Annotated in this window: 22 protein-coding genes and 1 tRNA gene; 8 read left to right on the top strand and 15 right to left on the bottom strand. The window is 70.5% G+C overall.

Annotation, left to right across the window (positions count from 1 at the left end; translation table 11 throughout):
- Positions 1-93: 93 nt before the first annotated feature.
- From ACIPEQ_RS07520 to ACIPEQ_RS07500, 5 genes are all read right to left on the bottom strand, one after another.
- On the bottom strand, positions 94-552 hold the full coding sequence (locus ACIPEQ_RS07520; protein WP_402714702.1) for a hypothetical protein: 459 nt from the start codon (positions 550-552) through the stop codon (positions 94-96).
- 82 nt (positions 553-634) lie between these two features.
- Complete coding sequence (locus ACIPEQ_RS07515) at positions 635-1,090, bottom strand: hypothetical protein (RefSeq protein WP_250366530.1); 456 nt, start codon at positions 1,088-1,090, stop codon at positions 635-637.
- Complete coding sequence (locus tag ACIPEQ_RS07510) at positions 1,087-1,509, bottom strand: hypothetical protein (RefSeq protein ID WP_402714701.1); 423 nt, start codon at positions 1,507-1,509, stop codon at positions 1,087-1,089. The genes ACIPEQ_RS07515 and ACIPEQ_RS07510 overlap by 4 nt, the downstream gene beginning before the upstream one ends.
- 47 nt (positions 1,510-1,556) lie before the next feature.
- A complete protein-coding gene (locus tag ACIPEQ_RS07505; protein WP_402714700.1) occupies positions 1,557-2,432 on the bottom strand; it encodes a hypothetical protein in 876 nt (291 codons plus the stop codon).
- Positions 2,433-2,554: 122 nt separating this feature from the next.
- Complete coding sequence (locus tag ACIPEQ_RS07500; protein WP_402714810.1) at positions 2,555-3,115, bottom strand: disulfide bond formation protein DsbA; 561 nt, start codon at positions 3,113-3,115, stop codon at positions 2,555-2,557.
- A gap of 204 nt (positions 3,116-3,319) precedes the next feature.
- Between ACIPEQ_RS07500 and pepN the strand changes: the two genes are divergently transcribed.
- The 3 genes from pepN (at position 3,320) to ACIPEQ_RS07485 (ending at position 7,524) form a co-directional block, all read left to right on the top strand.
- On the top strand, positions 3,320-5,899 hold the full coding sequence (gene pepN, locus ACIPEQ_RS07495; protein WP_402714699.1) for an aminopeptidase N: 2,580 nt from the start codon (positions 3,320-3,322) through the stop codon (positions 5,897-5,899).
- 84 nt (positions 5,900-5,983) lie between these two features.
- Positions 5,984-7,066, top strand: a complete 1,083-nt coding sequence (locus ACIPEQ_RS07490) for a mechanosensitive ion channel family protein (RefSeq protein WP_402714698.1) — start codon at positions 5,984-5,986, stop codon at positions 7,064-7,066.
- On the top strand, positions 7,063-7,524 hold the full coding sequence (locus tag ACIPEQ_RS07485; RefSeq protein ID WP_402714697.1) for a globin: 462 nt from the start codon (positions 7,063-7,065) through the stop codon (positions 7,522-7,524). Before ACIPEQ_RS07490 ends, ACIPEQ_RS07485 begins: the two co-directional genes overlap by 4 nt.
- A gap of 103 nt (positions 7,525-7,627) precedes the next feature.
- On the opposite strand, the gene ACIPEQ_RS07480 is transcribed toward ACIPEQ_RS07485, so the two are convergent.
- Both ACIPEQ_RS07480 and ACIPEQ_RS07475 read right to left on the bottom strand, forming a co-directional pair.
- Complete coding sequence (locus tag ACIPEQ_RS07480; protein ID WP_402714696.1) at positions 7,628-8,470, bottom strand: NAD(P)H-binding protein; 843 nt, start codon at positions 8,468-8,470, stop codon at positions 7,628-7,630.
- 99 nt (positions 8,471-8,569) lie between these two features.
- Complete coding sequence (locus ACIPEQ_RS07475) at positions 8,570-9,271, bottom strand: hypothetical protein (RefSeq protein WP_402714695.1); 702 nt, start codon at positions 9,269-9,271, stop codon at positions 8,570-8,572.
- A 43-nt stretch (positions 9,272-9,314) separates the two neighbouring features.
- Here ACIPEQ_RS07475 and ACIPEQ_RS07470 point away from each other — a divergent pair, with 43 nt between their 5' ends.
- On the top strand, positions 9,315-10,172 hold the full coding sequence (locus ACIPEQ_RS07470; RefSeq protein ID WP_126891786.1) for an acyl-CoA thioesterase II: 858 nt from the start codon (positions 9,315-9,317) through the stop codon (positions 10,170-10,172).
- A 9-nt stretch (positions 10,173-10,181) separates the two neighbouring features.
- Here ACIPEQ_RS07470 and ACIPEQ_RS07465 read toward each other — a convergent pair whose 3' ends face one another.
- The 5 genes from ACIPEQ_RS07465 to msrA form a co-directional block, all read right to left on the bottom strand.
- Positions 10,182-10,664 (bottom strand): thioesterase family protein, encoded by a 483-nt coding sequence (locus tag ACIPEQ_RS07465; RefSeq protein ID WP_126891787.1) that lies wholly within the window; start codon positions 10,662-10,664, stop codon positions 10,182-10,184.
- A gap of 3 nt (positions 10,665-10,667) precedes the next feature.
- Positions 10,668-12,353, bottom strand: a complete 1,686-nt coding sequence (ettA, locus tag ACIPEQ_RS07460) for an energy-dependent translational throttle protein EttA (protein ID WP_402714694.1) — start codon at positions 12,351-12,353, stop codon at positions 10,668-10,670.
- 137 nt (positions 12,354-12,490) lie between these two features.
- Positions 12,491-13,189, bottom strand: a complete 699-nt coding sequence (locus tag ACIPEQ_RS07455) for a single-stranded DNA-binding protein (protein WP_402714693.1) — start codon at positions 13,187-13,189, stop codon at positions 12,491-12,493.
- Positions 13,190-13,306: 117 nt separating this feature from the next.
- A complete protein-coding gene (locus ACIPEQ_RS07450) occupies positions 13,307-13,510 on the bottom strand; it encodes a methyltransferase (protein ID WP_402714692.1) in 204 nt (67 codons plus the stop codon).
- 37 nt (positions 13,511-13,547) lie between these two features.
- Positions 13,548-14,075, bottom strand: coding sequence for a peptide-methionine (S)-S-oxide reductase MsrA (gene msrA / locus ACIPEQ_RS07445; RefSeq protein ID WP_402714691.1), 528 nt, complete (start codon positions 14,073-14,075; stop codon positions 13,548-13,550).
- A gap of 170 nt (positions 14,076-14,245) precedes the next feature.
- Between msrA and ACIPEQ_RS07440 the strand changes: the two genes are divergently transcribed.
- The gene (locus ACIPEQ_RS07440) at positions 14,246-14,512 is read left to right on the top strand and encodes a hypothetical protein (protein WP_402714690.1); all 267 of its coding nucleotides are present in this window, start codon (positions 14,246-14,248) and stop codon (positions 14,510-14,512) included.
- A gap of 94 nt (positions 14,513-14,606) precedes the next feature.
- Positions 14,607-15,785 carry a hypothetical protein gene (locus ACIPEQ_RS07435; RefSeq protein WP_402714689.1) on the top strand — a complete coding sequence of 393 codons (1,179 nt, stop codon included), beginning with the start codon at positions 14,607-14,609 and terminating at the stop codon, positions 15,783-15,785.
- A 59-nt stretch (positions 15,786-15,844) separates the two neighbouring features.
- Here ACIPEQ_RS07435 and ACIPEQ_RS07430 read toward each other — a convergent pair.
- The 3 genes from ACIPEQ_RS07430 to ACIPEQ_RS07420 all read right to left on the bottom strand — a co-directional run bounded on the left by ACIPEQ_RS07430 (position 15,845) and on the right by ACIPEQ_RS07420 (position 16,952).
- Positions 15,845-15,917: transfer RNA gene (locus tag ACIPEQ_RS07430), tRNA-Arg, on the bottom strand.
- Positions 15,918-16,371: 454 nt separating this feature from the next.
- Positions 16,372-16,632, bottom strand: a complete 261-nt coding sequence (locus tag ACIPEQ_RS07425; protein WP_137766789.1) for a co-chaperone YbbN — start codon at positions 16,630-16,632, stop codon at positions 16,372-16,374.
- A 29-nt stretch (positions 16,633-16,661) separates the two neighbouring features.
- A complete protein-coding gene (locus ACIPEQ_RS07420) occupies positions 16,662-16,952 on the bottom strand; it encodes an oligoribonuclease (RefSeq protein ID WP_126892530.1) in 291 nt (96 codons plus the stop codon).
- 61 nt (positions 16,953-17,013) lie between these two features.
- Here ACIPEQ_RS07420 and ACIPEQ_RS07415 point away from each other — a divergent pair, with 61 nt between their 5' ends.
- Together ACIPEQ_RS07415 and ACIPEQ_RS07410 are read left to right on the top strand one after the other, a co-directional pair.
- Complete coding sequence (locus tag ACIPEQ_RS07415; RefSeq protein ID WP_402714688.1) at positions 17,014-17,463, top strand: MarR family winged helix-turn-helix transcriptional regulator; 450 nt, start codon at positions 17,014-17,016, stop codon at positions 17,461-17,463.
- On the top strand, positions 17,460-18,698 hold the full coding sequence (locus ACIPEQ_RS07410; RefSeq protein ID WP_209677831.1) for an MFS transporter: 1,239 nt from the start codon (positions 17,460-17,462) through the stop codon (positions 18,696-18,698). The genes ACIPEQ_RS07415 and ACIPEQ_RS07410 overlap by 4 nt, the downstream gene beginning before the upstream one ends.
- Positions 18,699-19,226: the final 528 nt, after the last annotated feature.

Below are 19,226 nucleotides of genomic sequence, written 5' to 3'. Positions count from 1 at the left end.
ACGGTCGCGAGGACCTAGTAGGTCAAGTCGTTCATCAGTGTCCTTCGGGAAGCGCATCGGCTGGAAGCTCGTGTAGGGCATTCTGGATCTGCTTCAGAGAACGACCTTGTCCCCGTTCGGCTCGATGACGTCTGCGTCGGCGTCCCAGATCCCGTCGAGGCGCGCAATCACCTCGTCGCCGGCCTCTTCACGCCGCGCCCGTTCCTGGTCGTAGAGCCGATTCCCCGCTTCAGTGTCCATCAGGTAGCACGGCCAGAACGGAACCTCGTCCTCGCCGACATCGAGTGTGTAGATCTCTGCAACACGATCGGCGACCGCTTCCGGCGCACCGTGCCACTCGTCCCAGCCGGCCCGCCCCGGCCCGTCCGGCTCGTAGTTACCCACCGCAACGAGATCCTGCGCAAGGAGATCGCGCAGGATTGTCAGGGCCCATTCGCGCGTCTCCGCCAGAGGACGTTTCCGCGCGCGCTCGAGATTGCCGCTCCAGGCCCAGAGGTTCTCGCCTGTGCCGTCGTACACCGTAGCGAGCAGCCAATAGGTCAGTCGGTTCATCGATGGCTATCCGATCTCGGGCACATGTGAGACAACAATCTCGTCATCGCGTAGCTCGATGACGTTCCTGTCGGGATCAGGGTCAGACAACGATCTCGTCCCCGTGCGGCTCGATGACGTTGCCACAGGCGTCCCAGATCCCGCCGAAGCGATCGTCGACGTGCGCCCAAGGGTCCTGGCCTCGAGCCTCACGCCTGGCTTCCTCCTCCTCGAAGGCGCGGATGCCGCGCGGAGTCGCCGTCACCATGAGGTTCCACACCGTGTCGGACCGGCCGTACCTCAAGGCCGCCCTCTGGATGAGCACCGGAACCTCCCCCTGCCAGTTCGACCACACCCCACGCCCCTCGGCGTCGGTCTCGATCGAAGACAGACCGATGAGGTCCGCGGCGAGCAGGTCCCGGACGTAACCGAGGACCCGCGTCTGCACGGCAGCTTCGGGCTCATGCGTGCGACCTCTGACCCCGATGTGCCAGCCGTAGAGATCGGACCCGAGTTCATCCGACACGTCAGCGAGGAGTTGGTAGGTCAGTTCGTTCATCGATGTTTCTCCGAGAGCTCGTGTCGTGGTGATCCCTTCGGGAGATGGATCTTGTACTTGCTGGTTCCGCCGGCGTTGATCTCGATCGTCGGACCACCAGATTGACTGTCCGGTCGCCACTGAACGCGGGATCCGTCCGGGAGTTCGACCGATACTGACTCCGGAGCGCCGCCCTCCATCGGTCTGCCGCCTCGAGTGAGCTCCTTCCAGATGTCGACGAGTTGCTCAGGGGTGCCGACCTCCCCGACCGGCTTCTTCTTCGGCACACGTCCGTACTGCCGTGCATGCTGGATGGCCTCGGGCCCGGTCATCGGCCCGACCGCATCCGTCATGATGCCAGCGCCGCCGGCGACCTCGCGCGGCCTTCCGGTGATGGGGTCGTGCACCCACGACCAGGCATCGGCGTCGGCCTGCGCCATCCGCTGCCGCATCGCATCCGCGGGAGTCTGCTTCGCGGTGTCGCCGCTCAGTCCGAAGAGGATCCCGAGGAGTTCGAGCGCGGACGCTCCGGCGGCCGCACTCCCCGCCCCGGCTGCCGTGCCCCCGGCTGCCCCGAGCCAGGGCCACGGGAACTGGAACGGCGTCGAGGGGAACCCCGGGAGCGGCATCGGCGCCACGAGGCTCGCGGTGCGACATCGGTCGCGTCGGTGGCGAGTCCGTCCGTCGAGTCTCCACCGTCGATCCGCCGGATGCGCGAGGCGAGGTCCCGCTGCCACTCGCGCCACTGCTCGTTCCACGCATGCACCGCCGATCGGAGCGCGGTGTCCTCGGCGGCGAGGCCGGGGACCTCCCGCCACGGCGTGGTCGTCGCCGTCGCGTCGGCGAGCGCCGCGTCGTGCTGTGCGACCGCGTGCCCGATCCCGTCCGTGAAGGAGGCGATCCGTTCCGCCAGCACGGCCCGTCGAGAGCGGAGGTCGGCGAACTCGAACGAGGCCCCGTCGAGCAGCCGGTGCAGGGCCGTGACGCTGTCGGCCAGGCCGTCGGCTGCGTCGCTGGACCGGCGGGTCATCGCGGGCATCGCCTCGCTCACACCGGGCATCGCGAAGGCCGACGGAATGGCCGCCCAGGACCGCTCGCCATCCGTGGCAGCGGTCCGGACGCGCTCTGCGGCAGCGCTCACCGCCGCGAGGTGCGCACCGATCCGCGGTGCGGTGGCCGACCGCGCAGCGGCGAAGGACGCGACGGCCGAGGCGATGACCTCCGAACCGCTCGCTGCCGAGGTGACCGCGTCGAGCGACTCGGTCAGGGCCACTGCCCGTTCGGCGACGTCGGACGCCGCGTCGCGGACGTCCGCGACCGTCCGTTCGGTCATCCCCCGGTCGACCCGGTACTGCTCCCCCATCGAGACCCCCGTGCTCGTGATGTTTCAGCGTTCAGTCAGCACCGTAGCAGACGGGAGGTGCGGGGCGGGGTCGCACCGTGCCTCCCGTCCGCCCGCTGGTCGCGTCCGCGACGCGGGCCGGTCTACGCGACCGTGTCGAAGATCGGGCCGACCGTCCGCGAACGCTTGAGTTCGAAGAAGCCGGGGTACTTGGCGACGGCCACGACGCCGTCCCACAGGTCGAGCGCCTCCTGGCCCTTCGGCGCCGGGGAGATGACGGGGCCGAAGAAGGCGGTGCCCTCGACGGCGATGACCGGGGTGCCGACGTCCTGACCGACGCGGTCGATGCCGTCCTGGTGGCTCGCGCGGACGGCCTGGTCGACCTCGTCGGTCCAGGCGTACTCGAGCAGGTCCTCGTCGAGGTCGAGCTCGCGGAGGACGGCGGGCACGACCTGGTCGGGGTCGGACTCCTGGCGGTGGTGGACGTGCTCGCCGAGCGCGTCGTACAGCGGCTTGACGATGTCCTGGCCGTGGCGGAGCAGCGCGGCGGTCACGATGCGCGGGTAGAGCTGCCCCTTGTGGATGCGCTCCCGGTACTCGTCGGGGATGTCCTGGTCCTCGTTCAGGACGAACAGGCTCATCACGTGCCACGTCACGTCGATCGGGCGCTGCCGCTCGACCTCGCCGACCCAGCGGCTGGTCATCCAGGCCCACGGGCAGTTCGGGTCGAACCAGAACTCCACAGCGGTACGGGCGGTCTCGGTGTTGTCCACAGTCGTCTCGGTCACGCTGCGAGCGTACGCGCGCTCGCTAGGCTGATCCCATCGTCCCGACGGCGCACGACGCCTGCCGGGATCCCCTCACCGCGGACATCGATCGTCCGCGCCGCAAGCGAAGTTGGAGCGTCCGTGCCCGGAGAGAACCTCACCAGAACCGAAGCCCAGGAACGCGCCGCGATCGTCGACGTGCAGACGTACGACGTCGAGCTGGACCTGACCCGCGGGGCCGAGACCTTCGGCAGCACCACGCGCGTCCGGTTCACCGCGACGGCCGGTGCCTCGACCTTCATCGACGCGATCACGAAGACCGTGCACTCGATCACGCTGAACGGCACCGCGCTCGACGTCGCGGCCGTGAACGACGGCGTCCGGATCCAGCTCGACGACCTGCAGGAGCAGAACGAGCTCGTGGTGGTCGCCGACGCGATGTACACGAACACGGGCGAGGGCCTGCACCGCTTCGTCGACCCGGTCGACGACGAGGTCTACCTGTACTCCCAGTTCGAGGTCCCGGACTCCCGGCGCATGTTCGCGGTGTTCGAGCAGCCCGACCTCAAGGCCGAGTTCACCTTCACCGTCACGGCGCCGGCCCGCTGGCAGGTCGTCTCGAACTCCCCGACGCCCGAGCCGCACGTCGACGGCGAGGTCGCGACCTGGTCGTTCACCCCGACCGCGAAGATCTCGAGCTACATCACGGCGCTCGTCGCCGGCCCGTACGAGGTCGTCCGCGACGAGCTCACGAGCCGCGACGGTCGCACCATCCCGCTGGGTGTCTTCGCGCGGCGCTCGCTCGCCGAGTACCTCGACCCCGAGTACGTCTTCGAGACGACGAAGAAGGGCTTCGCCTACTACGAGGAGAAGTTCGACGTCCCGTACCCGTTCGAGAAGTACGACCAGCTCTTCGTGCCGGAGTTCAACGCCGGCGCGATGGAGAACGCGGGCTGCGTGACGTTCACCGAGACCTACGTGTTCCGGTCCAAGGTCACCGATGCCATCAAGGAGCGCCGGGTCGTCACGATCCTGCACGAGCTCGCGCACATGTGGTTCGGCGACCTCGTCACCATGAAGTGGTGGAACGACCTGTGGCTGAACGAGTCGTTCGCCGAGTGGGCGTCGACCATCGCCACGGCCGAGGCCACCGAGTGGACCGAGGCGTGGACCACGTTCCAGGCGATGGAGAAGTCCTGGGCCTACCGCCAGGACCAGCTCCCCTCGACGCACCCGATCGTCGCGACGATCAACGACCTCGAGGACGTCCAGGTCAACTTCGACGGCATCACGTACGCCAAGGGCGGTTCCGTCCTCAAGCAGCTCGTGGCCTGGGTCGGCATCGACGCGTTCTTCGCGGGCGTCTCGGCGTACTTCAAGAAGCACCACCACTCGAACACCGAGCTCCGTGACCTGCTCGTCGAGCTCGAGGCGACCAGCGGCCGCGACCTGTCCGAGTGGTCGAAGCTGTGGCTCGAGACCGCCGGTGTCAACACGCTGCGCCCCGAGATCGAGGTCGACGAGTCCGGCGTGATCACCTCCTTCGCCGTGCTGCAGGAGGCCCCCGCCGACCACCCGACGCTCCGCCCGCACCGCCTGGCGATCGGTGTCTACGGGTTCACGACGGACGAGTCGGCTCCGTTCGGTGCCGACACCGCATCGGCGGGCGGCAAGCTCGAGCGCACGCACCGCGTCGAGATCGACGTCGACGGTGCCCGCACCGAGGTCCCCGAGCTCGTCGGCGTGCACCGCGGCGACCTCGTGCTCCTCAACGACGACGACCTGGCGTACGCCAAGATCCGTCTCGACGAGCAGTCCCGCCGCACCGCGATCGAGCACCTCGCCTCGATCGCGAACCCGCTGGCCCGCTCGATCGTCTGGGGTGCGATGTGGGACGCCACGCGCGACGCCGAGTCGCCCGCGAGCGACTACGTCCGCCTGGTGCTCGGCAACATCGCGACCGAGACCGAGTCGACGACGATCCGCACCACGCTCTCGCAGCTGCTCCTGACCGCGCGCAGCTACGTCGCGCCGGCGAAGGTCGACGCCACGGTCCGCACCGTCGGCGACACGCTCTGGCAGCTGGCGTCCTCGGCCGAGGCCGGGTCCGACGCCCAGTTCCAGTTCGTGAAGTTCTTCGCGCAGATCGCGTCGACGCCGGAGCACGTGGCGACGCTGCAGGGCCTGCGCGACGGTTCCATCACGCTCCAGGGCCTGGAGATCGACACCGACCTGCGCTGGGAGCTGCTCGAGGGCCTGGTGCTCGCCGGCGCAGCCGGTGACGCCGAGGTCGACGCCGAACTCGCGGCCGACAAGACGGCCTCGGGTGAGCAGGCCGCCGCTCGGGCGCGCGCGACGATCCCGACCGCCGAGGGCAAGCTCGCGGCGTTCTCGTCGCTCGTCGACTCGTCCGAGGCGCCGAACGCGATCGTCCGGCAGACGACCGTCGGGTTCCAGCACACCAACAGCCCGGTCGTGCTCGAGGGGCTCGTGTCGAAGTACTTCGACGTGCTGACGCGCATCTGGACCGAGCGGAGCTACCACATCGCCGACACGATCGTCAGCGGGCTCTACCCGGCGCCGCTCGCGTCGGTCGAGCTTCGTGATGCCGCGAACGCGTGGCTCGAGGCACACCCGGAGACCCCGGCGCTCCGCCGCATCGTCTCCGAGAACCTCGCGGGCACCGAGCGTGCGCTGCGGGTCCAGGCGGCTGACGCCTGACCCTGGTCGGACGACCGTGCAGGGGCGGGGCCTCGGTGATCCTCAAGGGTCACCGAGGCCCCGCCCTCTAGCATCGTTCGGATCATGAACTCGGCAGCGAACACGACCGACGACGTCTCGAAGTGGGCGTCGAACGCATTCACCCAGTTCGTCGACACCTGGCAGATCCCGATCACGATCGTCATCACGATCATCGCCGCGATCCTCGTGCGCCTGATCCTGCGACGCGTGATCAAGGGCATCGTCGACCAGGTGGTGAACGGCGCCAAGCGTCGCCAGAACGTCGACGACACCCAGGCGCTCATCGCCTCCCCGGTGCAGACCGCCCGAGTGGTGCAACGGACGCGGACGCTCGGCAGCGTGCTCGAGAACCTGGCGACCGTGGTCGTCGTGGTCATCGCGCTGATCGTCATCGTCACCGCGGTCTGGAAGGGCGCGGCCGTCGGCATCGTCGGAGGCGCGTCCCTCATCGCCGCGGGCCTGGCGGTGGGTGCACAGAGCATCGTGAAGGACCTGCTGTCGGGCGTCTTCATGATCCTCGAGGACCAGGCGGGCGTCGGTGACGTCGTCGACACCGGGCAGGCCACCGGCGTCGTCGAGAACGTGGGCCTCCGCGTCATGCAGATCCGCGACGTGAACGGCATCCTGTGGTTCGTCCCGAACGGGCAGATCCTGCGCGTCGGCAACCTCTCGCAGGGCTGGTCGCGCGTCCTGGTCGACATCACCGTGCCGTACGACACCGACATCGACGCCGTGCAGGACGCCCTGCTCCGCGCCGCGGTGACGATGTCGCAGGAGCCCCGCTGGCGCCAGCGCATCGTGGAGAAGCCGGAGATCTGGGGCCTGCAGTCCGTGTCGGACGCGGGCATGGTGTTCCGCCTCGTCGTGAAGACCCGCGCCTCCGAGCTCGACGTCGTCGGGCGCGAGATGCGCGTGCGGCTCAAGCGGGCCGTCGACGAGCTCGGCATCACGCTGCCCGCGATGGCCATGATCATGCCCGAGGGGTGGGAGAACGCCACGTCGATCAACGGGCTCCGCTCCGTCCGGACGCAGCCGACCCCGGCGCCCACGAAGTCCCGAGGGGGCAAGCGTGGGAACCTGTTCGGACGGGCGATCCGCACGGATGACCAGGACCGCGGGCAGGAGCCCGGGAAGGACCACCAGTGAGCGACCTCACCCCTCCGACACGGGGCGGCGGCGTGCCGGCACAGCCGATCACGCTCCGCGTCGGCGAGCACGGCACCAGCGCCACGGGTTCCCTGTACGAACGGATCGGCGGCGCACCGACCTTCGACCGGCTCGTCCGCCGCTTCTACGAGGGCGTGCAGCGGGACGCGGTCATCTGGCCGATGTACCCGGCAGACGACCTCGAGGGTGCGATCTGGCGGCTCTCGGCGTTCCTGCAGCAGTACTGGGGAGGCCCCGGCACCTACAGCGAGGAGCGCGGGCACCCAAGGCTCCGGATGCGGCACAACCCGTTCCGCATCACGTCCGAGGCGCGGGAGCGCTGGCTCCACCACATGCACGAGGCCGTCGAGTCGCTCAGCTTGGCACCCCTCGACCAGGCCGAACTGTGGGCGTACCTCGATCGAGCTGCCCACGCGATGACGAACACGTTCGACTGACCGTCCCGTCTCGGCCCGTCCTCTTCCGTCCCGTCCCAGCCGGCCACGGACGGGAGGCGCGTGGCGGGGCCGCCACGGGCCTCCCGTCCGCCCCGGAGCAGGACTACCGGACGGAGGGCCCGTCCGCCAGCTCCTCGACCAGGGACGGCCGGGTCGGTGCCCAACCGAAGGCGGCGCGCGCATGCGCCCCGGAGGCCTCCTGGTGCAGCAGCAGGGCGTCGGCGAACGTGCGGCCGAGCCGTTGCCGGCTGTCGTCGGCGCTCTCGGCGACGACCGGCGAACCGTGCGCGCCCGCCTCGGCGATCTCGCGCACCGTGGGGTTGTCACCCGTCGCAGCAACGACGTAGCCGTCCTGCTCAGCGCGCTGCACGGCGAGGACGTACAGCTCGCCCAGGTCGTCGACGTGCACCGTCGTCCACCGCTGCGACCCGTCTCCGACCAGCCGGACCTCGTGCTCCCCGTCCCCGACGAACATCATCGGGATCCCCGCGCCGCGGCCGTACACGATGCCCGGTGCGACGATGGTGGTCCGGACCGCGCTCGCGCGCACCCGCGCCTCGATCGGAGCGCGCCATGCCGTCAGCTCCGGCGGGTCGACGGGCGACTGCTCCGAGATGTCGGTGGAGTCACCGAACGTGAAGATGCCGCCGGTGTGCACGAACGGCTTCGGTGTACCGGTCAGGGCGTCGATGACCGCCGCCGTGAAGTCGGGGTCCACGGACTCGGCCGAGGCGGTGTGGACGACGGCGTCGCTCTCGTGCGCGAGGCGACGGACGAGGTCGGTGTCGCTCAGGTCGCCGACGATCGCCTGCCCGCCGGCGTCGCGGACCGCCTGCGCCTTCCCGTCGGAGCGGACGACCGCCGTGACCTCGTGCCCGTGGGCGACGAGAGCGCGGAGGACTGATGACCCGATGTAGCCGGACGCACCGGTGAGGAAGACGTTCATGACGCAACCCAACCACTCCGATCGTGGTGCCGGGTGGACGTCAGGAAGACCTGGGGACGGCGAGTCGGACGAGGCTCGTCGTGCAGGAACCGGCCCGGCCTACCGGTCGAGGTTCCAGCTGCGCCGCTTCACCAGGATGTGCCCGCGCGACGACGTCAGACGGCTCCAGGGGCCGGTCTCGAACAGCCGCACCGGGTCGTGTCCGAGGAACCCGAGGCTCTCGCCCGCGAAGCCCGCGGCCGCCGGGACGTGCTCGATCCCGGGGACGGGGCGCCCCCACACCTCGGCACGGACGCGACGGACGATTGCCTCGCCGGCGTTCGACGGGACGGCGTCGGCGACCTCCGCGATGCCGTCGCGGGCGGCGCGGCGGAGTAGCTCCGGCGAGACGTCGGGCAGCGGCACCCAGCCGCCGCGGGGCGGCGAGATCGCGGCCCACGTGACCGTGTTGACCTCGTGCGGGAGCTCGACCTCGATCGGGGTCGGCCGCGTCGGGTCGGCACCGTCGGCCCCGGCGGCGTCGTGCTCCTCGGCCAGGACGCGGAGTCGCTCCTGCAACGACGCGAGCGGGACGACCGCGTCGATCGTCGCCGGCTCGGTGAGCGAGAAGGTGCGGAGGCCGAGCACGGTCGGGAGTTCGTCGAGCAGTCCGAGCGGGTACAGGATCGCCGTGTAGACCGCCAGGACGCCCGAGTCGGCGATGAGCCGCACGGAGCCGTCCTCGATCCGGGCAGCGCGTCCGAGGTAGGTACGGAGGTCGCCGAGCGAGGCGGCGTCGGGAAGCGTGAACGAGGTGCCCATGTCGACACCGATCCTACCGGTGGCGGGTTCGTAGACTGCGGGGGTGAACGGCGAACCCGACTTCCTCAGCACCCTCCGCCTGCAGGACACCGGCGCGAGCACGGGCGAGACGATCCTCACCGGTGCCAGCCACTGGTCGCCCGGCGGCCGGGTGTTCGGCGGACAGGTGCTCGCGCAGTGCATCGTCGCCGCGCAGCACACGATCGAGGACCGCGACATCCACTCGATGCACGGGTACTTCCTGCGCCCCGGCGACATCGACGTGCCGATCACGTTCGCCGTCGAACGCATCCACGACGGCCGGTCCTTCGCCACCCGACGCGTCCAGGCCTACCAGCGCGGTGTCCCGATCTTCTCGATGATCGCGTCGTTCCAACGACCGGACGACGGGGTCGAGCACCAGGACCCCTTCCCCGTCGACACCCCCGAGCCGGAGTCGCTGCCGTCTGCCGCGTCGATCCTCTCGGCGATCGACCACCCCGTGGCGCAGGCATGGGCGGAGCGTTCGATCGACCTGCGGCACGTCGAGGGTCCGGTGTTCGTCGACGTGCAGGGCGAGCGGGTCCCGCACCAGGCCGTGTGGTTCCGGGTCGACGGCGACCTCCCTGAGGACCCGTCGCTGCACCGGGCCGTGCTCGGCTACGCGAGCGACATGTCGATCCTGGAACCGATCATGCGCCGGCACGGAGTCGCCTGGGGCACGCCCGGGGTCAAGAGCGCGAGCCTCGACCACGCGATGTGGTGGCACCGGGACGGTCGTGCCGACGATTGGGTGCTGTACGTGCAGGAGTCGCCGAGCGCCCAGGGTGGCCGGGGGTTGGCGTTCGGGCGGATGTTCTCCCGTGACGGCCGTCTGCTGGCCTCGGTCGCGCAGGAGGGCATGATGCGCGTCCCGCGCTGACGCTCCGCGCTACGGGCGGGAGAACTCCACCGGGGCTTCGACGAACGGCGCGCACGCGGCACGCTCAGCCTCCGACAGGCGCCGGGGTCGGTTGGTCGCCGCATCGACCATGACCAGGGCGGTCGTGGCGCGGGTGTACAGCACCTGGGGTTCGACACCGGCGGGCGACCGGATCTCGTACGAGACGTCGATGCTCGCGCCCCCGATGCGCCCGATCCACATCTGGACGTCGAGCGGCCGCCGCAGGTACGGGATCGACGCCAGGTACTCGAGCCGCTGGGCAGCGATCACGGTCATCGTCCCGGATCCGGGGCGACCGTCGATGATCGGGTCCGGCAGGTCGTCCTCGGGCGCGACGTCGGCGGGGTCGTGGCCCCAGAACCCCGCGATGCGCGCCTCCTCCAGGAGACGCAGCATCGCGGAGTTGTTGACGTGCCCGTACGCGTCGATGTCGCTCCACCGGATGCGGACGGGGACGTGCAGCCTGGCCACGGGTCAGTCGCGCGTGAGCTTGCGGTACGTCGAGCGACCGGGCTTGTTCGCGTCCGGCCCGAGACGGACGAGCTTGTTCTCCTCGTACGCCTCGAAGTTGCCCTCGAACCAGTACCAGTTGGGGGTGCCGTCCTCGTTCAGGCCCTCCCACGCGAGGATGTGCGTGGCGATCCGGTCGAGGAACCAGCGGTCGTGGGTGATCACGACGGCGCAGCCCGGGAACTCGAGCAGCGCGTTCTCGAGGCTGCCGAGGGTCTCGACGTCGAGGTCGTTGGTCGGCTCGTCGAGGAGCAGCAGGTTGCCGCCCTGCTTGAGCGTCAGCGCGAGGTTCAGGCGGTTGCGCTCACCACCGGAGAGCACGCCGGCCTTCTTCTGCTGGTCCGGGCCCTTGAAGCCGAACTGCGAGACGTACGCGCGGGACGGGATCTCGGTCTTGCCGACCTGGATGAAGTCCAGACCGTCGGACACGACCTCCCACAGGTTCTTGTTCGGGTCGATGCCGCCGCGGCTCTGGTCGACGTAGGAGATGTCGACGGTCTCGCCCACCTTCAGCTGCCCGCCGTCGAGCGGCTCGAGGCCGACGATGGTCTTGAACAGCGTGGTCTTGCCGACACCGTTCGGGCCGATGACGCCGACGATGCCGTTGCGCGGCAGCGTGAAGGACAGGCCGTCGATGATGACACGCTCGCCGAACTGCTTGTGGAGCTTCTCGGCGTCGATCACCTGGGAGCCCAGGCGCGGGCCGACGGGGATCACGATCTCCTCGAAGTCGAGCTTGCGCGTACGCTCGGCCTCGGTGGCCATCTCTTCGTAGCGGGCCAGACGAGCCTTCGACTTCGCCTGACGGCCCTTCGAGTTGCTCCGGACCCACTCGAGCTCGCTGGACAGACGCTTCGCGAGCTTGGCGTCCTTCTTGCCCTGGACCTCGAGTCGTTCGCGCTTCTTCTCGAGGTAGGTCGAGTAGTTGCCCTCGTACGGGTAGAGACGACCGCGGTCGACCTCGGCGATCCACTGCGCGACGTGGTCGAGGAAGTACCGGTCGTGGGTGACGGCGAGCACGGCGCCGGGGTACTTCGACAGGTGCTGCTCGAGCCAGAGGACGGACTCGGCGTCGAGGTGGTTGGTGGGCTCGTCGAGGAGGAGCAGGTCGGGCTTCTCGAGGAGCAGCTTGCAGAGCGCGACGCGGCGCTTCTCACCACCCGACAAGTTGGAGATCTGTGCGTCCGCCGGCGGGCACTGCAGTGCGTCCATGGCCTGCTCGAGCTGGGAGTCGAGGTCCCACGCGTCGGCCGCGTCGATCTCTTCCTGCAGGGTGCCCATCTCGGCGAGGAGGGCGTCGAAGTCGGCGTCCGGCTCGGCCATCAGCGCGGAGATCTCGTTGAAGCGGTCGAGCTTGCCCTTGATCGCGCCCACGCCCATCTGGACGTTCTCGAGCACGGTCTTGGACTCGTCGAGCTCGGGCTCCTGCATGAGGATGCCGACGGAGAAGCCGGGCGTCAGCTTCGCCTCGCCGTTGGACGGCTGGTCGAGACCCGCCATGATCTTCAGGATCGTCGACTTGCCCGCACCGTTCGGCCCCACGACGCCGATCTTGGCGCCGGGGAGGAACGACATCGTGACGTCGTCGAGGATCAGCTTGTCGCCGACCGTCTTGCGGGCGCGGACCATCTGGTAGATGTACTCAGCCATATCGGCGCAAGTCTACTGACCCGGGCGCGCCACCGCTCCCCCTGCGCCGCTGGGCGCCGCGTACCCGGCGTGTGTCCGTAGCGTGCCCGTGTCCGTGCGCCTGCGCTCCGCGGCAGGTGGTCCGGTCGGCGCTCCGGTCACGCGACCGCACGGTCGTCCTCGTCGGGGTCGGACGCACGCTGCTCTGCGGCGGGCCGGTCGCCGGTACCGCTCGTCCGCGGATCGCGAGGATCCGCGGCTCCGCCGTGCTCGACGCCGTCGACTCTGCCGTCAGCGCGTCCGAGCCGGACGGGCTCGACGTCGTGGTGCGGGAGCGCCGTGTCGACCACGGCCGCGGGCAGGGTGAGACCGCCGTCGATCGCGTCCACGGCCGAGGGGTGGTCGTCCTCCGGTACCGTGCCCGTCACCTCACCCGTGTCGGGGTTCACCGTCGGCACCCCGGGTGGCACCCCCGGCCCCGCGTTCGAGTCGCCGACCTGCCGCGGGACGCGGATCCAGTTGCTGATCCCCCAGGCGAGGTCGTGACCGATGCCGTCGGCGTCGATCTCGACCGAGGTCCCGCCCCGCCCGTCCCGCTCCCAGGCTCGGATCCGCACGCGACCGGTCACCAGGATCCGGTCGCCCTTCTTCATGGACTTGTGGACGTTGGCGGCGAGGGAGCGGAACGCGGTGACGGTGTACCAGTTGGTCGGACCGTTGGTCCAGGACGAGGTGCTGCGGTCCCATCGTCGTGAGGGGGAGGCCAGACGCAGGCTCGTGATGGCGATGCCGGTGTCGGTGACGAGGTGGCGGGGCTCGGTCGCGACGATGCCGCAGACGGTGATCGTGTCGTTCATGACTCGATCGTGGGCGAGCCCCGGGTCGCGGAGGCGACCCGGGGCTCGATCTGTGACTCACCACGTCGTTCAGGGGGGCTGTGGAGGAAGAGTCCCCCGTGCCTCCCGGCCGACGGGTCAGTGCGCGCGGAACTCGGGACGGTCCGCGAGGGGTCCGAGCGCCGCGTGGACCGCGCCCTTCGCGGACTCCAGCGACGGGTAGGTCCCCCCTCGACCCCGTCGGCCGTAGAGCTCGACCTGGAACCCGTCCGGCGCGCGGCGGATGCTGCCGACCGCGCCCGCCGGACCGACGGCCACCCAGGTCCCGGTGCTGTCCATCATCGTTCGACCACCTCCTCGTGGCCCCGGCGTCCGTGCGTCAGGACGCCAGGATGTACTGACTGTAGGCCTTGCGGACCTTGTTCACCTTGGGCAGCGCGACCGCGAGGCAGTAGCCCTGTCCGGGGTTCTTCGCGAAGAAGTCCTGGTGGTACTCCTCCGCACGGAAGAAGGTACCGAGCGGCTCGACCGTCGTCACGATGCCGCCGTCCCACATGTCCGTGGCGCGTTGGACCGCCCGCTCGAAGACCGCACGCTGCTCGTCGTCCGCCGGGAACATCGCCGAGCGGTACTGCGTCCCGACGTCAGCGCCCTGGCGGTCGAGCTGGCGCGGGTCGTGCAGCGTGAAGAAGACGTCGAGGACCACGTCGGCCGGGATGACCGACTCGTCGAAGGTGACCGCGACCGCCTCGGCGTGGCCGGTCGTACCGGTGCAGACGGCCTCGTAGGTCGGGTGGTCGGTCGCGCCGCCGGTGTAGCCGGACACCACGTCCTGGACGCCCTGCAGGGTCCGGTACACGGCGTCGAGGCACCAGAAGCATCCACCTGCGAGCACGAAGGTCGTCATGTGCCTCACCGTACGCTCCGCTGCTCCGGTGCTCGAGGAGGGGGTACGGCTCCTGCACAGGATGCTCCCTGCCACCGGCCTTCCCGAGGCTGACTGCACGCCCGTGCGCTGTCGGTGGTCGGCCGTAGCGTCGAGGCAACGAGACCGCGACAGACCACCAGGAGGCACCCGTGCAGACCAGCACCGAACCAACGTTCCGGATCCGCTCCACGTCGGTCGCACGCAGCCGTGGTGACCTGCGCGTGCTCGACGTGCGGGACGACCTCAGCCGGGTCACCCGCGCCAACGGCGAGATCGTCGGGTACGTCGACCGGGTGGACGTCGCGGGCGGCACCGCGTACCGCGCCCGTCGGTACGTCGCGACGGAGCGCCGGTTCGTCGAGCTGCCGAACGTGTGGTCGGCCGACGACGCAGTGGACTGCCTGCGCTGGGGCTGACCCACCGGGCGGCCGGCGACGGGACACCGCCCGGCTCGACGGAACGCCGATGCGCCTCCGCGGTTCCGGGCCGCGTGCTGCATAGGGTTCGCGCATGGACTGGTGGAACGACCTGACCGACTGGACCGCGTCCGACGAGGGTTGGCGCGTGCTGTCCGGCGCGATCATCCCCTTCGTCGCGATCGTCGTCGCCGGAGTGATCGCCGCGCTCATCGGGCGTGCGGCAGCGAAGCGGGTCGTCGCGCTCCACGATCGCGAGAGCCGGAACTCGGCGGTCGCGGGCGTGGTCGCCGCGGCGCGCAAGGCTTCGCGTTGGGGGGTGCTCGGACACGAGGAACGCGCCTATGCGGACCACCTCGCCGAGGATGCCGACGTGCGGCTGCGGCTCCTGCCGGTGAGCGGCGCTCCGCTGGCCGCCGACTGGGTGCAGCACGAGATCGCCGACATCAAGCGCAACTCCTCGACGTTCACGTCGCAGGCGGAACAGTCGCTCGGTGAGCTGCGCGATCGTCTGCTCGAGTGGAACGCCAAGCCGGGCCGCGCGAAGAAGCTGTTCAAGGCGGATCTCGAACGGTGGAAGTTCGACTCCCCGGACCCCGACGCCGAACTCATCACCCGCCAGCAGGACTGGAACGCCGGCCGACAGCAGCAGCGACCGGCCGACACGGACGCTGGCTCGGCCCCGTCGAGCCCGACACCGACCACGACCTCGCTCCGTCCGGCGCCGCAGCAGTCCGGTTCCCCCGCCGGAGGGGCCGCGCCGGCAGCATCGGGGGTGCACCCGTCCGGCTCGGCCGCGGTGCCGACGACCGACCACGACGCCACCACCCCGATCGACGATCCCCGCGGCTCGTCCGACAACCGGACGCGGCCCTACGGCGATCGTGAGACCGTGCCGCTGGACGGCGCGCCGGTGCGCCCGCAGCTGGGCTCGCCGATCGCGTCCGGGCGACCGGGCAGCGGCACGGCACCGTCCGCGCGCAACGACCTGGGCTCCCGCGGCACGGACGCCTCGGACTCCGGCGAGGTCGACGTGACCGACCGCGGCGAGGACCGCCGCTCCGACGTCCGACCGTCCTCCGCGCCGCGCGTCGCGAGCCCGACCTCTGCGGACGCGCACGTGAACCGCGCGTCCGCCTCGGCGAGCGGGCTCGACCGCTCCGCGGAGTCGAGCGCGTCGGCGAGTGCACGAGCGGACGATGAGGACGCCTCGCCCTACACCCAGCCGATCAGTGCGAGCGAACTCCGCCGCAGGGCACCCGAGGACGACTGACACCTGCCACGTCCGACGAGAGGCCGCCATCCCACTGGATGGCGGCCTCTCGTCGCGTGTGCCCCCGGCAGGAATCGAACCCGCGACACGGAGGGTAGAAACCACCTGCTCTATCCACTGAGCTACGGAGGCGAGCGGCGACGATTCTACCGCCGTCCGTCCACGTGGCGCTGCAGGACAACACGTGAGCCCGCATGCGGCGATCGTGCGCGACGCGCGGAGCGACCCGAACGGGCGGAAGCGGCTCGACGAGCCACGCCGCGGAGCAGGAAGTGCCCGCCCGCGGCGCCCGCGGCAGCCAGCACGGGCGGCCGCGGTGCCGATCGGGCGGAACCCGCGCGCCTGTCAGCGTGCGACAGCAGGAAACGCCCGTTCACGCTCCCGCGCGCCCTGCCGACGCGAACGACCGGACGAGAGGGCGGAACCCGCACACCTGCCAGCGCGCGACAGCAGGGAACGCCCGCTCGCGCACGAGAGCGCCCTGCCAGCGCGACCGATGGGACGGGCGCGCACCGCGCCTCCCGGCCGGGGACGGCAGCATGGCGACCGGCGGGGCGGGCGTGCACCGCGCCTCCCAGCCGGCCGGTCAGAGCGCCTTCGCGACCGCCACCAGCAACTGGTCCCGCGAGGGGACGCCCGGGGAACGGAAGACCTCGGCACCGTCGTCCCGCCGCACGATGATCGTGGGGGTCGAGCGGATGCCGAGGTCCTCTGCGGTGTCGGGGTGTGCCGCGACGTCGCGCTCCGTGACCCGGAGCCCGGGGACGAGCGCCGCTGCCTCGCCGGTCACGCGGCGGGCGGCTGCGCAGGGCGCGCAGAAGGCGGAGGTCCAGAGGTCGAGCTGCACGGGACGGTGCAACGTGCGCGGCGCGGGATCTACTCCCGGTCGAACTCGCCGCTGCGGTCGCCGCGGTCCTGCAGGTCGTCGACCGGGTCGGAGTCAGCGGCGTCGTACTCGTACTCGACCGAGGTCTGGTCGAGCACCTGACGGGTCTTGGTGGCCTTGTAGGTGAAGGCCGTCTGCAGACCCTCGACGTCGGCGTACACCGTGACCTCGTCGTCGACCGCGTCGCTCGTGGCGGTGCGGGTGTCGGTCGTGCCGTCGAAGGGACCGCCGTGGAAGATCGCGGTGTACTCGTCGCCCTCGTGGATGGTGATGTCGCTCATGCGTCCCTTGTACCAGGGGCGCCCTGTTGACGGATGCATAGCACCGCTATATAGTTTGGACATGGAATCATCTCGGGCGCAGACATTGGAGACGCTGATCGTCTCGGTCAACCGCCTCGTCCGCACCGCGGCGCGGGCCTCGGGCGACGCCACCTCGGCCGCGGTCTGGCGCACGCTCGGCATCCTCGAGACCGAACAGCCCTTGCGCCTCGGTGAGCTCGCGGCCGCGTCACGCGTCGCGCAGCCGACCATGACCCGGATCGTCTCAGGGATGCTCGCCGAGGGGCTCCTCTCGCGCACCGTCGACCCCGACGACTCCCGCGGCCAGCTCATCGAGCTCACCGACACGGGCCGCGAGCGGCTCGCCACATGGCGGGCGACGATCGCCGACTCGGTCGGACCGGTCTTCGCCGACCTCGACGACGACGACTGGGACGTCCTGCGCGACGCCGCCGCGATCATCGCTTCGCGCACCACCACGAACCCCACCAGAACGGAGATCCACGCGTGAACGCCCACGCACCCGCTGCGTCCGGCAGCATCCTCAAGCAGTCGTCCGCGGTCTGGGCGATCGCGTTCGCCTGTGTCGTCGCCTTCATGGGCATCGGCCTCGTGGACCCGATCCTGCCCGCGATCGCGACGTCACTGCACGCGACCGCCGCGCAGACCGAGCTGCTCTTCACGAGCTACCTCGCCGTCACCGGCGTCGCGATGTTCTTCACCAGCTGGGTGTCGAGCCGCATCGGCGCGAAGAACACGCTGCTCATCGGGCTCGCGCTCATCGTCGTGTTCTCGGTGCTCGCCGCGACCTCGGGCAGCGTCTGGAACATCATCGGCTTCCGGGCCGGATGGGGCCTCGGCAACGCGCTCTTCATCTCCACCGCGCTCGCGACCATCGTCGGCGCCGCGTCGGGCGGCACGGCCTCGGCGATCATCCTGTACGAGGCAGCGCTCGGGCTCGGCATCGCGGTCGGCCCCCTGGTCGGCGGCCTGCTCGGCTCGGTGAGCTGGCGCGGACCGTTCTTCGGCGTCACCACCCTGATGGCGATCGCGTTCATCGCCGTCGTCGTGCTGCTCAAGTCCTCGGGACTCGAGAAGCCGACGCCAACCAAGCTCTCGGCGCCGTTCCGTGCCCTCGGACAGCCGGCACTCGCGGCACTCGCCGTGACCGCGCTCTTCTACAACATCGGGTTCTTCGTGCTCCTCGCGTACACGCCGTTCCCGCTCGGCTTCGGCGCGCTCGGCATCGGCTTCACGTTCTTCGGGTGGGGCGTCGGGCTGGCGATCACCTCGGTCTGGGTCGCGCCGATGCTCACCGCACGGATGCGCCGCACGACCGTCCTGAAGATCGCGCTGCCGCTGCTCGCCCTCGACCTGTTCGCCGCGGCGGTCGTCGTGACCTCGCAGGTCGGGCTGATCATCTGCGTGGTCATCGGTGGGCTCGTGCTCGGTGTGCTCAACACCGTGCTCACGGAGTGCGTGATGGAGGCGACGGACCTCCCCCGCTCGGTGGCGTCGAGCGCGTACTCGGCGGTGCGCTTCATCGGGGGTGCGATCGCCCCGCCCGTGGCGACGCTGCTTGCGGACGAGTTCTCGCCCTCGGCGGCGTACGTGTTCGCCGGGATCTCGGTGGCGGTCGCGTTCGTGGTCGTCGTGCTGACCACGAAGGTGCTGCGGCGGGTCGACGACGGAGCGGAGCCGGAGCGCGTCGAGGCCGAGGCGATCTCGGCGGGCGAGATGGTCTGAGCCTGACGGTTCCCTGCACTGCGGGCGGGAACCACGAGCGGACCCTGGTCTGGTCGTGGTTCCCGCCCGTTCGTCGTGTTCGGGTTCGTGTTCGCGTTCGTGTTCGGGAGGGACGCTGGCCCCGGGCAGGACGCGGGCTCCGGGCAGGAGCCGCGCGAGCCGCGCGAGCGGGCGGAACACGCGGGTCGGGAGCAGACCGCTCGGCAGCTTCCGCCCGCACGGGTGACCGAGGACGGGCCGGAGCGGATCGCCGGGCGCACGGGGAGCCTCCGGTCCGGGGTGGCGGCCGGCGAATCGCTCCGCTCCGCCCGCCCGCTCGCTCCGCCCGCCCGCTCGTGAGGGTGGATCTGAGCGATTCGCCCGACGGTCCGTGCCGCTCGTCGTGAACGGGCGAATCTCGCTCCCGGGCACCTCGCTCTGCGCAGGTCCCGCCCGCTCGCGAACACCTTGGACCTATTCGCCTTGGCCTGGAGGCACGGCCCGCCTCCGGCGGACTGGTCCCGTCGCGAACGGGCGGAACCGGGCCGC

The sequence above is a fragment of the Curtobacterium sp. NPDC087080 genome (assembly GCF_044745105.1).
In the GTDB taxonomy this organism is placed as follows: Bacteria; Actinomycetota; Actinomycetes; order Actinomycetales; family Microbacteriaceae; genus Curtobacterium.
The sequence above is the reverse complement of the archived record's forward strand: the minus strand, read 5'-3'. Positions and strand labels throughout refer to the sequence as shown.

Excerpts from the sequence above, each read along its gene's own strand:
- ACIPEQ_RS07520 (WP_402714702.1), bottom strand. The coding sequence starts at position 552 with ATGAACCGACTGACCTATTGGCTGCTCGCTACGGTGTACGACGGCACA.
- ACIPEQ_RS07515 (WP_250366530.1), bottom strand. The coding sequence starts at position 1,090 with ATGAACGAACTGACCTACCAACTCCTCGCTGACGTGTCGGATGAACTC.
- ACIPEQ_RS07510 (WP_402714701.1), bottom strand. The coding sequence starts at position 1,509 with ATGGCGCAGGCCGACGCCGATGCCTGGTCGTGGGTGCACGACCCCATC.
- ACIPEQ_RS07505 (WP_402714700.1), bottom strand. The coding sequence starts at position 2,432 with ATGGGGGAGCAGTACCGGGTCGACCGGGGGATGACCGAACGGACGGTC.
- ACIPEQ_RS07500 (WP_402714810.1), bottom strand. The coding sequence starts at position 3,115 with ATGACCAGCCGCTGGGTCGGCGAGGTCGAGCGGCAGCGCCCGATCGAC.
- ACIPEQ_RS07490 (WP_402714698.1), top strand. The coding sequence starts at position 5,984 with ATGAACTCGGCAGCGAACACGACCGACGACGTCTCGAAGTGGGCGTCG.
- ACIPEQ_RS07480 (WP_402714696.1), bottom strand. The coding sequence starts at position 8,470 with ATGAACGTCTTCCTCACCGGTGCGTCCGGCTACATCGGGTCATCAGTC.
- ACIPEQ_RS07475 (WP_402714695.1), bottom strand. The coding sequence starts at position 9,271 with ATGGGCACCTCGTTCACGCTTCCCGACGCCGCCTCGCTCGGCGACCTC.
- ettA (WP_402714694.1), bottom strand. The coding sequence starts at position 12,353 with ATGGCTGAGTACATCTACCAGATGGTCCGCGCCCGCAAGACGGTCGGC.
- ACIPEQ_RS07455 (WP_402714693.1), bottom strand. The coding sequence starts at position 13,189 with ATGAACGACACGATCACCGTCTGCGGCATCGTCGCGACCGAGCCCCGC.
- ACIPEQ_RS07450 (WP_402714692.1), bottom strand. The coding sequence starts at position 13,510 with ATGATGGACAGCACCGGGACCTGGGTGGCCGTCGGTCCGGCGGGCGCG.
- msrA (WP_402714691.1), bottom strand. The coding sequence starts at position 14,075 with ATGACGACCTTCGTGCTCGCAGGTGGATGCTTCTGGTGCCTCGACGCC.
- ACIPEQ_RS07435 (WP_402714689.1), top strand. The coding sequence starts at position 14,607 with ATGGACTGGTGGAACGACCTGACCGACTGGACCGCGTCCGACGAGGGT.
- ACIPEQ_RS07420 (WP_126892530.1), bottom strand. The coding sequence starts at position 16,952 with ATGAGCGACATCACCATCCACGAGGGCGACGAGTACACCGCGATCTTC.
- ACIPEQ_RS07415 (WP_402714688.1), top strand. The coding sequence starts at position 17,014 with ATGGAATCATCTCGGGCGCAGACATTGGAGACGCTGATCGTCTCGGTC.